A 12,264-nucleotide genomic window follows, 5' to 3' on the forward strand; every position below is an offset into this window, starting at 1 on the left:
TCGGGACGATGTATGTCGTTCCTTTTTTTATGTCCAACTGAGGAATGGACATAACTGACAAGCTTAAACCCGCCGTCGGCCGCACATCCTAAACATGAGCGGAAAACGCTCAAACAGCGATGAATCCACGGGGGGTTTTTCCATTGGGTAAAAAACTGATGACGATCGCAGGCGTTTTAGCCGTGACGGCAAGCTTAACGGCATGCGGAGCAAATAATGCCATGAATGACGGACGCTACAATCAGTCAACACGTCCGGTCGGATATTATTCGAATGATAATGATAACGGCAGACGCCAGTACGGAATGGACCATCAAGGACCCGTTTCTGAAATGATGGAAAACCGAAACGGCCGTCATAATACGACAAACGTGTCTGACCAGTATGCGCCTAATGACGGGGTTCCGTTAACGACGGACGGCACATATAACGGCCGAAATGTCAATACGCCGCCGGCAGCTATGTCTTATAATGGGTATGACAACGCCGAAAACATCAGGCTGGCGGCAAAAGTTGCAAACCGCGTGAAAAAAGTAAAAGGCGTACAGGATAGTCAGGTCATCGTGACTGACACGAGAGTCGTCATTGCCGTCAGAACAAATCATCCTTTTACGAAAAATGATGATAAACATGTCAAACATGCGGCCAAAAGATTTGCGGACGGCCGTACAATTCAAGTGTTTACCGACAACGCTACTTTTACAAAGCTGCAAGACATGAACAGAAACAGCCGTTAAACGGGACTGCCGGATGATTTCATCCGGCAGTATTTTTATGGATAAAGCTTCATCATTTCTTTACATATTCTTAAAACGCTCTTTATGTTGCGGTGTTAACATAAAAGTAATAAAACGTAACGGAGGGGCCGGAATGAAAAAAACGGAGCATGACAAAAGCCGCGGAGAAAAAACTGTGTATCTGACCGTAAGGGGATACCGGCTCAAACTGACGTCCGGACAAATGAAACTGATTTCAGCCGGCCGGGCATAATCATCGGGGCAGCCTTCATAATAGAGGCTGCTTTTATTCGGCTGAAACAGACAAATGAAAGAAAACGGTTAAGCGCCGGCATCTTTGGTCAAACTAGCATCAAGAGTTTGATTGAATAAAGAGGTGTTATTGGTGAAACGAATTTGCGGTGCTCGTCTATTGTTTATGCTTATCTTATCGGCTGCAGTCCTGATTTGCGGAGGAAAAGGCGCATACGGGGCGGAGGTTGAGCATTACGGGCCGCTTCGGGTGCACGTCCAGCTGGAAAAGGTCTATCTGGACGGTGATGTCGGCATCGAACATACGGATGAAACCGTTTTGGCGATGGAGGATTTTTGGGCCGCATATGCGGGCTGGACGCTCGTTGAGCAGAAAAAAGGCTTCGTTCTTTTCCGTAAGCATGTTGATGACATTTCTCCGCTCAGTAAGGTTAACGGTTATATCGGCGTCACGGACGGAGGCGTCATCTCCACTTTTCACGGCCGTCCCGGATCGCTGGCCGAGCCGATTCAATCTTTCTTCCAGATTGATATAGAAAGGCTGGAAAGCCGATTGCAAAAGCACTTGGAACACGGCATACCGTACAGGACAAAAGCGGAGTTTGAGAGCGTGATCGATCATATTAAGACTTACAGCGGCTGACTTTGACGCAAGACATGTGACACATGTCTTTTTTTTCTGAATGGAAGATGTCAAAGCGAACATACGTTAACTTTTCTATAAGACTTTGGCTGTTTTTGTGTTACAATGATAAGCAGTCAAAGAGGTGAATAGGTGTGATTGAATTCGTGAAGGGGACGATTGATTATGTATCTCCCCAATACATCGTGATTGAAAACGGCGGAATCGGCTATCAGGTCTTCACTCCGAATCCGTTTATTTATAAGGTAAGCAATCAAGAGACCATTTTTACGTATCATCATATAAAAGAAGACGCCTTTTCTTTGTACGGTTTTTCAACCCGGGAAGAAAAAGCGCTTTTCACAAAGCTGCTGAACGTCACCGGCATCGGGCCGAAAGGGGCCCTCGCCATCCTCGGTTCCGGTGACCCCGGAGCCGTCATCGAAGCGATCGAACAGGAAGATGAAGCCTTTTTGGTGAAATTTCCGGGTGTGGGCAAAAAAACGGCGCGGCAGATTATTCTTGATTTGAAAGGCAAACTGGCCGACGTCGTGCCTGAAATGATTGACAACCTGTTCAATCATGAAGCGCGCATTGAAAAACAAGAGGCTGAAACGGCGCTTGACGAGGCGCTTGAAGCGCTTAGGGTTCTCGGCTACGCCGAAAAAGAAATTAAAAAAGTGCTTCCTCACTTAAAAGAGGAAACAGCGCTCTCAACAGATCAATATGTGAAAAAAGCATTGCAAAAATTATTAAAGTAAGGTGATGTTCATGGATGAACGGCTCGTTTCAAGTGAAGCAGACAGCCATGAATCAATAATCGAGCAAAGCCTCAGGCCGCAGAATCTCGCCCAGTATATCGGCCAAAAGAAGGTGAAAGAAAATCTGCGCGTGTTTATCGATGCGGCGAAAATGAGGCAGGAAACGCTGGACCACGTTCTTTTATATGGGCCTCCGGGTCTCGGGAAAACAACGCTTGCGTCTATCGTGGCCAATGAGATGGGTGTGGAGATGCGGACGACGTCAGGTCCCGCCATCGAAAGACCGGGAGATTTGGCAGCCATTTTAACGGCGCTCGAACCAGGGGATGTGCTGTTTATAGACGAAATTCACAGGCTGAACCGCTCGATTGAGGAAGTGCTGTACCCGGCGATGGAGGATTTCTGCCTTGATATCGTCATTGGAAAAGGCCCGTCCGCCCGCTCCGTCCGTCTCGACCTTCCCCCTTTTACGCTTGTAGGAGCGACGACAAGGGTCGGATTATTGACCGCACCGCTCAGAGACCGGTTCGGGGTGCTGTCGCGCCTTGAATACTATACGCAGGAAGAGCTGACAGATATCGTGTCAAGAACGGCTGACGTTTTTGAAGTGGATATCGAAGAAGCTCCGGCTCTGGAGATCGCCAGACGGTCAAGGGGAACGCCGCGGGTTGCAAACCGGCTTCTCAGAAGGGTGAGGGATTTTGCCCAGGTGCTCGGCGACAGCCGCATCACGGAAGAAATCGCTCACGACGCGCTCGAACGTCTTCAAGTCGATGCGCTCGGCCTTGACCATATCGACCATAAGCTGCTGATGGGCATGATCGAAAAATTCAGCGGCGGTCCCGTCGGCCTTGATACGATTTCCGCGACAATCGGCGAAGAACCGCATACAATAGAGGATGTGTACGAACCGTATCTGCTGCAGATCGGATTTCTCCAGAGGACGCCGAGGGGACGGGTCGTGACTCCGGCTGTGTATGAACATTTTCGATTGGAGGCGCCCGCCCGTGACTGACTTTCCGAAGGTTCTCATGGTTCTCGGTGCCGTTTTGCTTATTGCCGGCGCAGTCTGGCACTTTGTCGGAAGGCTGCCCGGAGATATTTTCGTTAAGAAGGGAAATGTTACATTTTTCTTTCCCGTTGTCACTTGTATTGTGATCAGTGTGATACTATCCATTCTGCTTAATTTTTTCGGCAGAATGAAATAACAATAGACAGAATAAAGGTGAAATGATGAAAGTCGATTTATTTGATTTTGAACTGCCTGAACGCCTCATTGCCCAAGTGCCGCTGAAAGAACGTGACGCATCGCGGCTGATGGTGCTCGACAAACAGACGGGCGGGCTGACGGACAGTTCATTTAAAGAGATTGTAAGCTTTTTTAATGAAGGGGATTGTCTCGTCTTGAACAATACCCGTGTGCTGCCTGCAAGATTATTCGGCACAAAAGAAGATACGGGAGCGAAAGTGGAGCTTCTGTTATTAAAACAGGAAGAAAATGATACATGGGAAACGCTCGTAAAGCCGGCGAAACGCGTAAAAAAAGGAACGGTCCTGACATTTGGCGACGGCCGGCTGACAGCGGTCTGCACGGAGGAGCTTGATCACGGAGGCAGAAAAATAGAATTCCGGTATGACGGGATTTTTTACGAAGTGCTTGAATCACTCGGTGAAATGCCGCTGCCTCCTTATATCAAAGAGCAGCTTGATGATAAAGAACGGTATCAGACCGTCTTTTCAAAAGAAATCGGATCTGCCGCAGCTCCGACGGCCGGACTTCATTTTACGGAAGAGATTCTGGACGAGCTGAAGCAAAAGGGTGTGCGGATTGAATTTATCACACTTCATGTGGGACTCGGCACATTCCGCCCGGTCAGTGCGGATGATGTGGAAGAGCATAACATGCACGCGGAATTTTATGAAATGACGGAAGAAACCGCCGCCTCTTTAAACGAGGTCAGAAAGGCGGGAGGGCGCATCGTGTCGGTCGGGACGACATCAACGCGCACCCTGGAAACCATTGCCGGCGAGCATGACGGCGTATTTACCGCTTCAAGCGGCTGGACGTCCATCTTCATTTATCCGGGATATGAATTTAAAGCGATTGACGGCATGATCACCAATTTTCATCTGCCGAAATCTTCCCTTATCATGCTCGTTTCTGCGCTTGCCGGCAGAGAGCATGTTCTTTCCGCCTACCGTCATGCGGTAGAAGAGGAATACCGTTTCTTCAGCTTTGGCGACGCCATGCTGATTATCTAATTTGAATGACAGGAGGCCTCATACAAAGTGGCTGAACAACCGATACGTTATGAATTTATAAAGGAATGCAAACAAACGGGAGCGCGGCTGGGCAGAGTTCATACGCCCCACGGCTCCTTTGAGACGCCTGTATTTATGCCGGTCGGCACGCTTGCTACGGTAAAGACGATGTCTCCGGATGAGCTGAAATCTATGGATGCGGGCATTATTTTAAGCAATACGTACCATTTATGGCTCCGCCCGGGACACGACATTGTAAAAGAAGCGGGCGGGCTTCATAAGTTTATGAACTGGGACCGCGCGATTTTAACAGATTCCGGCGGTTTTCAGGTCTTTTCATTGAGCAAGTTTCGTAATATAGAAGAAGAAGGCGTTCATTTCCGCAATCACTTAAACGGAGACAAGCTGTTTTTATCTCCGGAAAAAGCGATGGAAATTCAAAACGCCCTCGGCTCTGATATCATGATGGCGTTTGATGAGTGTCCGCCGTATCCGGCAGAGTATGATTACATGAAACGCTCTGTGGAACGGACCAGCCGCTGGGCGGAACGCTGCCTGGAGGCGCACGGGCGCTCAGATGAGCAGGGGCTGTTCGGAATCGTACAGGGCGGAGAATACGAAGACCTGCGGACACAAAGTGCAAAAGACTTGGTTTCGCTTGATTTTCCGGGGTATGCCATAGGCGGATTATCTGTCGGCGAGCCGAAGCACGTCATGAACCGAGTGCTTGAGTTTACAACCCCGCTTTTACCGAAGGACAAGCCGAGATATTTAATGGGTGTGGGTTCACCGGATGCCTTAATTGACGGCGCCATCCGCGGCGTGGATATGTTTGACTGCGTACTGCCGACCCGGATTGCCCGAAACGGCACGGTGTTTACGAATGAAGGGCGTCTGAATATGAAAAACGCCAAATATGAGCGTGATTTCCGTCCGATTGACGAAGAGTGCAGCTGCCATACATGCCAAAATTACTCCCGCGCTTACATCAGACATTTGATCCGCTGTAATGAAACGTTTGGAATTCGATTAACAACTTACCATAACCTTCATTTTCTGTTACACTTAATGGAGCAGGTCAGACAAGCCATCCGGGAGGATCGTCTTGGTGATTTCCGAGAAGAGTTCTTTGAGCGTTACGGCTATAATAAGCCAAATGCGAAAAGCTTCTAAATAAAACCATTCATGAAAGGAGGGAAACAGATGGGTACTTTAGGCACAATCGTTCCTATTATTTTAATGTTTGCAGTGCTTTATTTCCTGCTCATCCGTCCGCAGCAAAAGCAGCAGAAGGCCGTCCGCCAGATGCAGGAAGAGCTGAAAAAAGGGGATTCAGTGGTGACAATCGGAGGATTGCACGGCACTGTTGATTCAATTGATGAAAGCAAGGTCGTCATTAAAACAGGTGATAACACCCGTTTAACATTTGACCGCCGCGCAATCAGAGAAGCTTCCGCTGAATAACAGCGAAGCTCATACATACAAAAAAAGAGCGGAGAATCCGCTCTTTTTTTATTACGCTGATCTGCTTCCTTTCAAATTCACTCCGAAAATGCCGCCCAGCATACTGACTCCCAAAAAGCCGAGATGAAACAAAAGCTGACCGGATGTAAACGTTTTTCCGAACCCTAAATATTGAAAAAGCAAGATGATTAATGAAAAACAGACGGCGGTTAACGCTCCGATCATCCAGCCTTTTTCCTTCGCTTTGCCGCCCGATATAAAACCTCCCGCAAATAAAGAAAGAAAAGAAAGCGCGGTGATCAGCCAGCTGAAAGATGATTCTTCCATTGAGGTGACTGTCAGTAAAAGCGAAATCGCCAAACTCGTAAGAAGCATCACCGCAAAAATAGCCACTAAGCCGTACAAGACGCCTCTTCCCACTTGTTTCGTTTCTTCCATTTTTATCTCCTCTCCGCTCTGCGGCCTGATATATGACAAGCCGGAGCCCGTCTTTTTCTAAATGTATTCTCTGAATGTTCGAATTAGACGTAAATGCATGATGTTCAGCCCGTTTCTTACATAATTCAGAGCCGATGGCAAATGCTATGACCGTTGGAGGTGCGATATGGAAGATATTTTCATTATTACGTTTCGTACGATTGTGCTTTATTTTATCATTCTTGTGATTTTCAGACTGATGGGAAAACGGGAAATCGGAGAACTGAGCATTTTAGACCTTGTCGTCTCCATTATGATTGCCGAGATTGCCGTATTGGCAATTGAAAATGTAAAAGATAAGCTTTTGCATACAATTGTGCCGATTGTCGTTTTAATGATTATTCAAGTAAGCCTTGCTTTTATTTCGCTCAAAAGCCAAAAAATACGGCAGCTGCTTGACGGAAAACCCACCATTATTATAAAACAGGGAAAAATTGATGAACGGGCGATGAGATCGCAGCGCTACAATTTTGACGATCTTCTTATGCAGCTGAGGGAGAATAACATCGATAGAATCTCTGACGTGTCGTACGCCATTTTGGAGTCTTCGGGCAAACTGTCAATCGTCAAAAAGAAAAACAATAAGGATAAGCAGATGGAAACATCGCTTATCGTTGACGGGGTCATTCAGAACGAGCATCTGGACAGAATCGGGAAAGATAAACACTGGCTTGAAAAAAATTTAGCAAAAAGAGGATATCGCGATCTTTCGGTTATATCATTCTGCACGTTTACGGACGGCGCTTTTTTTATTGATCTCAAAGATGAAAAAGGGGAGCCATAAATCGGTTTCACCGCGTCACGAACTTGCCGATGACCGGAATCCGGATCAGCTCTTCCCTTTTAATCAGCCTGAATAACAGAAGAAGCGCAATGTACAAAATCGCGGTCATTGCAATCCAGCCTGTGAGATTAACAGCTTCTGATCCTGAAAAATGAACGGTGTGCTTGATGATGCGGCTGACATAACCGCAAATGAATATGACGGCAAAACAGAGCGCGTATTCTTTTATTTTAATGCTGATCGGAAGCACCTTGCTTACGGTGGCCGCATGCAGCAGGGTGACAAGGACCATCCCCGTTACAATCGCAAGTGCGGCGCCCATGATGCCTAAGGAAGGCCTGGTCGCCAAAACAAAAATTAGGCCGGTTTTGACAGCGGCGCCGATAAAACTGTTCATCATGGCGGCCCCGGCTAAATTGAGAGCCTGCAGCACCGCCTGAAGAGGCCCCTGAAAATAGTAAAGCAGAAAAAACGGCGCCATCACTTTAACAAATACCGCCGCATTAGTTGATCCGTACATGACGGACATCAGTTCATCAGCGAAAGAGAATAAAATAACCACCGAAATGCCTCCGCTTAAAAGACACAGCCTCATCGCCTGTTCCAGACGGTATTCGACAACTTGCAGCTTTTTTTGCTCCATTCCTTCACTGATCGCAGGAACAAGCGCCGTTGACAGAGAATAGGTTATAAAGCTGGGCAGCGTCAAAACCGTCATGGCAAATCCGGTCAGCTCCCCGTACTGGCTGGTGGCGGCAGCGGTGGCCACTCCTGCAATCGCAAGGCTCTGCGCGACGACAATAGGTTCAAAAAACCAAGATAAATTTCCGATGAAGCGGCTTCCGGTTGTCGGGAGCGACACGCTCATCAGCTGGCGGAAGGTTTCTTTTCCATTTGCAATCGACTTGAAAAATTGTTTTCTGATTCTGATTGTTTTATTTGCTTTAAAACAAATGAATAAATAAATTAGAGAGGCAAGCTCCCCGATGACAGACGAAATCATGGCTCCTGCTGCGGCATATTCAATCCCGTACGGCAGAAACACCGTCGTGCAGACTGCGACAAGTGAAATCCGCACGATCTGCTCAAGCACTTGGGAAAACGCCAGCGGGTTCATATTCTGCCTGCCCTGAAAGTAACCTCGCAGCACGCTGGATATCGCGATAATCGGCACGACGGGCGTAATCGCCAGAAGCGGGTAAACCGTGCGCTGATCCGTCAGCATCGTTTCTGACATAATCGGCGCAAAGCATAAAAACAGCGGCGTGAAGATGAGACTTAATATCCCGGTGACGGTAAGCGCCATCACTAAAATGTGTTTCATTTTCTGCCGGTCCCCCCGCGCGCTTGCTTCAGCGACAAGTTTGCTGATGGCAACGGGGAGGCCGAATTGAGTCAAAGTGGTGGCCAAGAAAAATGTCGGGGCAGCCATCATGTATAAACCGACCCCTTCTTCACCGATAAACCGGGCGATAACCACCCGGTTGACAAAGCCGAGCATTCTCGTAATCATCCCGGCTGCAATGAGAATAAGAGTGCCCCTTAAAAAAGTCTGTTTTGCCATTTTATAAACCCCTGCCTTCTCAAACTACCTGGAATCATATACAATAAAGATATGCGCCGATGTCGTCCGAGCATGACAAGTCTTCGAGAAAAATGGAAAAAGGAGCGAGCGCCCAGTGGAGAAACATCCCGCCGAAATGTACAAAGATCATTTGCGGCCTTTCTTGTACAGTAAACTTGAAGAGTTCAAAATCCTCGGATACGATGATGTTGAGCACGAGAGTTTATGGTCATACTTAATACATAAAAAGTGGAAACAGAAAAAGGAATTGCCGCTGCATGAATTGGCCGGTAATATTTTATCAGTTAAAATTGGCGATTTTATGAACTATGCAACCGTTGAAGCTTTCAAGTCGTCTAATTGGCTGGAAAGCGATGAGGGTCAGGAAGCTTTGGATGAACTGCTGAGATAATGATTTGACGGCATAGGTTTAAGGAGGAAATACATAATGAAAAAAGGACGCTTGATTGCGTTTTTCCTGATCGTATTATTGATCGGCACAGGGCTGGGGTATTTTACAAAACCGGCTGCCAATAATATTACGTTAGGATTGGATTTACGCGGCGGGTTTGAAGTTCTGTACGATGTGCAGCCCGTCAAAAAAGGCGATAAAATCACAAAAGACGTGCTCGTCAGCACGGTGCAGGCGCTGAACCGCCGGGCTAACGTTCTCGGCGTAAGCGAGCCGAACATTCAGATTGAAGGAAATAACCGCATACGCGTTCAGCTGGCGGGCGTCACGAATCAGAACAGGGCGCGCGAAATTCTGTCAACGGAAGCGCAGCTCTCGTTCAGGGATACGAATGATAAAGAGCTGTTAAACGGCTCTGATCTCGTGGAAAACGGCGCGAAGCAAACCTTTGATCCGACGACGAACGAACCGATTGTCAGCGTTAAGCTGAAGGATGCGGATAAGTTCGGAGAAGTGACGAAAAAAGTCAAGAAAATGGCCCCTAATAATCAGCTTGTGATCTGGCTTGATTACCAAAAGGGCGATTCATTTAAAAAAGAAGTCGGAAAAAAACATCCGAAATATGTATCCGCTCCGAATGTGAGCCAGGAATTAAACACGAAGGATGTCACGATTGAAGGTCAGTTCACCGTTCAAAAAGCGAAGGACTTGGCCAATATTTTAAACGCGGGTGCGCTGCCTGTGAAACTGACCGAAAAATACTCTACTTCAGTAGGGGCGCAATTCGGACAGCAGGCTTTGCATGATACGGTAGAGGCCGGCATCATCGGTATTGCAATTGTTTTCTTATTTATGCTGCTTTATTACAGACTGCCTGGACTCATAGCGGTCATTACGCTTTCTGTATACGTGTATATTACGCTTCAAGTGTTTGACTGGATGCAGGCGGTGCTGACGCTTCCGGGTATTGCGGCGCTCATTTTGGGTGTCGGGATGGCGGTTGACGCCAACATCATCACCTATGAACGGATAAAAGAAGAACTGAAACTCGGCAAATCCGTCCGCTCAGCTTTCCGTTCAGGGAACAGACGGTCATTTGCGACGATCTTTGATGCGAACATCACAACGATCATCGCAGCGGTCGTGCTCTTTATTTTCGGGACAAGCTCTGTAAAAGGGTTTGCGACGATGCTGATTTTGTCAATACTGACAAGCTTTATTACAGCTGTCTTCCTTTCAAGATTCCTGCTCGCCCTTCTTGTGGAAAGCAGATGGCTTGACCGGAAAAAAAGCTGGTTCGGCGTCAAGAAAAAACATATTATGGACATTCAAAAAACAGATGAAAATACTGAACCGCATACGGCATTCCAGAAATGGGATTTCACGAGCAAACGAAAATATTTCTTTATTTTCTCAAGCGCTGTAACCATTGCGGGAATTATCATCTTACTGGTCTTTAAACTCAACCTGGGAATCGATTTTGCAAGCGGTGCGCGGATTGACGTGCAGAGCAATCATGCATTGACGGCGCAGCAGGTTGAAAAAGACTTTGACTCTCTCGGCATGGATCCGGAAAACATCGTACTCTCGGGTAAAGAGAACCATGTTGCCGCGGCCCGGTTTGTCGGAGAGCCATCCAAAGAAAAAATCGCTGAAATCAAAACGTACTTTAAGGACAAATACGGATCTGAACCGAACGTCAGCACGGTATCGCCGACAGTCGGAAAAGAACTGGCCCGTAATGCTTTATATGCCGTGGCAATTGCATCAATCGGCATCATTATTTACGTGTCAATCCGTTTCGAGTACAGAATGGCAATCGCCGCGATTGTATCCCTGCTGTATGACGCTTTCTTTATCGTCGCGTTTTTCAGCATTACAAGGCTGGAGGTTGACGTAACCTTTATCGCCGCTATTCTCACCATAATCGGTTACTCGATAAATGATACGATCGTTACATTTGACCGGATACGCGAGCAGATGAAAAAACGCAAGCCGAAGTCATTTGCCGATCTGGAACATATCGTGAATCTGAGCTTGCAGCAAACCTTTACACGTTCGATCAATACGGTCTTGACCGTTGTGATTGTTGTCGTCGTGCTGCTCATTTTGGGCTCATCGTCAATTACAAACTTCTCCGTCGCTTTATTGGTCGGTTTATTGACGGGCGTTTATTCCTCTCTTTACATCGCCGCGCAGCTGTGGCTTGTATGGAAAGGAAAAGAATTTAAAGGGAAAAAATCAATCGAAGAGTAAAAGGAAACAGGCTGTCTTCCGGAAGGCAGCCTGTTTTTTTTAGGCCGCATTGAACTTAAAACCTGCATTTGCTATAATGACATACGCTTACATAATCAATCATCATTGTAAAAACATGTAGGGGGGTTCTTATGAACGTTCGTGAGTCGGAGCTTCCGGGCATCGGCCAGAAAGTAGAAGTCATTACGAAAAATCACGATAAAATCAGTATTATTCTTCATGATGACGGCAGAAAAGAGCTCTATTACTTCGATGAGAATGATTATGACGAATGCTTGGCATCTGTTGAATTTAACGACGAAGAGGCGAGGCAGATTTCCGCTATTTTAGGCGGGATGACGTATAAGCCGAAAGCGCTGGAATCTGTGGAAGTCGCGCTTGATGACCTCGTCATTGAGTGGTTTAAAGCCGAATCTCATGCACCGGCTGTCAGCCGCACAATCGGAGATTTGGAGATCAAGAAACATTACAACGTCCAGATTATTGCGATCGTGAAGAAAAACCGGCAAAAACAGCTGAGCCCCGGCATTGATACCGTAATTGAAGAAGGGGACACCCTCGTTATATCGGGAGAAAGAAGCGGACTGAAAAAGCTGGTCCGCGAGCAATTAACGGCCCGGATTTCCTGAGACCGGGGTTTACTCCCGGGAAAATGGGGGAAAAGATAAGAATC

Annotated in this window: 15 protein-coding genes; 13 read left to right on the forward strand and 2 right to left on the reverse strand. The window is 47.2% G+C overall.

Annotated elements, in window-relative coordinates; genetic code table 11:
• Positions 1-143 precede the first annotated feature (143 nt).
• From AC2CGA_RS13240 to yajC, 9 genes are all read left to right on the forward strand, one after another.
• Complete coding sequence (locus tag AC2CGA_RS13240) at positions 144-737, forward strand: YhcN/YlaJ family sporulation lipoprotein (protein ID WP_003152677.1); 594 nt, start codon at positions 144-146, stop codon at positions 735-737.
• A gap of 133 nt (positions 738-870) precedes the next feature.
• On the forward strand, positions 871-990 hold the full coding sequence (locus tag AC2CGA_RS13245; protein ID WP_024085651.1) for a hypothetical protein: 120 nt from the start codon (positions 871-873) through the stop codon (positions 988-990).
• A gap of 132 nt (positions 991-1,122) precedes the next feature.
• Positions 1,123-1,632, forward strand: a complete 510-nt coding sequence (locus tag AC2CGA_RS13250; RefSeq protein ID WP_012118093.1) for an intercompartmental signaling factor BofC — start codon at positions 1,123-1,125, stop codon at positions 1,630-1,632.
• A gap of 134 nt (positions 1,633-1,766) precedes the next feature.
• Entirely contained in the window at positions 1,767-2,372 is a 606-nt protein-coding gene (gene ruvA, locus AC2CGA_RS13255) for a Holliday junction branch migration protein RuvA (protein ID WP_003152683.1), read from the forward strand.
• Between the two features lie 10 nt (positions 2,373-2,382).
• The gene (gene ruvB, locus AC2CGA_RS13260) at positions 2,383-3,387 is read left to right on the forward strand and encodes a Holliday junction branch migration DNA helicase RuvB (RefSeq protein WP_003152685.1); all 1,005 of its coding nucleotides are present in this window, start codon (positions 2,383-2,385) and stop codon (positions 3,385-3,387) included.
• Positions 3,380-3,580, forward strand: coding sequence for a DUF2905 domain-containing protein (locus AC2CGA_RS13265; protein WP_003152687.1), 201 nt, complete (start codon positions 3,380-3,382; stop codon positions 3,578-3,580). Before ruvB ends, AC2CGA_RS13265 begins: the two co-directional genes overlap by 8 nt.
• Before the next feature lie 25 nt (positions 3,581-3,605).
• Complete coding sequence (gene queA, locus AC2CGA_RS13270; protein ID WP_003152692.1) at positions 3,606-4,634, forward strand: tRNA preQ1(34) S-adenosylmethionine ribosyltransferase-isomerase QueA; 1,029 nt, start codon at positions 3,606-3,608, stop codon at positions 4,632-4,634.
• Between the two features lie 27 nt (positions 4,635-4,661).
• The gene (gene tgt / locus AC2CGA_RS13275) at positions 4,662-5,807 is read left to right on the forward strand and encodes a tRNA guanosine(34) transglycosylase Tgt (RefSeq protein ID WP_014305500.1); all 1,146 of its coding nucleotides are present in this window, start codon (positions 4,662-4,664) and stop codon (positions 5,805-5,807) included.
• 30 nt (positions 5,808-5,837) lie between these two features.
• Positions 5,838-6,098 carry a preprotein translocase subunit YajC gene (yajC, locus tag AC2CGA_RS13280; RefSeq protein WP_003152695.1) on the forward strand — a complete coding sequence of 87 codons (261 nt, stop codon included), beginning with the start codon at positions 5,838-5,840 and terminating at the stop codon, positions 6,096-6,098.
• Between the two features lie 51 nt (positions 6,099-6,149).
• Here yajC and AC2CGA_RS13285 read toward each other — a convergent pair whose 3' ends face one another.
• Entirely contained in the window at positions 6,150-6,536 is a 387-nt protein-coding gene (locus AC2CGA_RS13285) for a TIGR04086 family membrane protein (protein ID WP_003152697.1), read from the reverse strand.
• A gap of 166 nt (positions 6,537-6,702) precedes the next feature.
• On the opposite strand from AC2CGA_RS13285, the gene AC2CGA_RS13290 reads away from it, so the two are divergent.
• Positions 6,703-7,359 carry a DUF421 domain-containing protein gene (locus tag AC2CGA_RS13290; protein WP_003152699.1) on the forward strand — a complete coding sequence of 219 codons (657 nt, stop codon included), beginning with the start codon at positions 6,703-6,705 and terminating at the stop codon, positions 7,357-7,359.
• Positions 7,360-7,366: 7 nt separating this feature from the next.
• On the opposite strand, the gene spoVB is transcribed toward AC2CGA_RS13290, so the two are convergent.
• The gene (spoVB, locus tag AC2CGA_RS13295) at positions 7,367-8,923 is read right to left on the reverse strand and encodes a stage V sporulation protein B (protein ID WP_003152700.1); all 1,557 of its coding nucleotides are present in this window, start codon (positions 8,921-8,923) and stop codon (positions 7,367-7,369) included.
• Positions 8,924-9,038: 115 nt separating this feature from the next.
• On the opposite strand from spoVB, the gene AC2CGA_RS13300 reads away from it, so the two are divergent.
• The 3 genes from AC2CGA_RS13300 to AC2CGA_RS13310 all read left to right on the forward strand — a co-directional run bounded on the left by AC2CGA_RS13300 (position 9,039) and on the right by AC2CGA_RS13310 (position 12,220).
• Positions 9,039-9,335, forward strand: coding sequence for a post-transcriptional regulator (locus AC2CGA_RS13300; RefSeq protein WP_003152702.1), 297 nt, complete (start codon positions 9,039-9,041; stop codon positions 9,333-9,335).
• A 36-nt stretch (positions 9,336-9,371) separates the two neighbouring features.
• Positions 9,372-11,591 (forward strand): protein translocase subunit SecDF, encoded by a 2,220-nt coding sequence (gene secDF / locus AC2CGA_RS13305; protein WP_003152704.1) that lies wholly within the window; start codon positions 9,372-9,374, stop codon positions 11,589-11,591.
• Positions 11,592-11,722: 131 nt separating this feature from the next.
• On the forward strand, positions 11,723-12,220 hold the full coding sequence (locus AC2CGA_RS13310) for a cation:proton antiporter regulatory subunit (protein ID WP_003152707.1): 498 nt from the start codon (positions 11,723-11,725) through the stop codon (positions 12,218-12,220).
• The last annotated feature ends 44 nt before the right edge of the window (positions 12,221-12,264 follow it).

Source organism: Bacillus sp. SYZHCR11 (genome assembly GCF_057196865.1).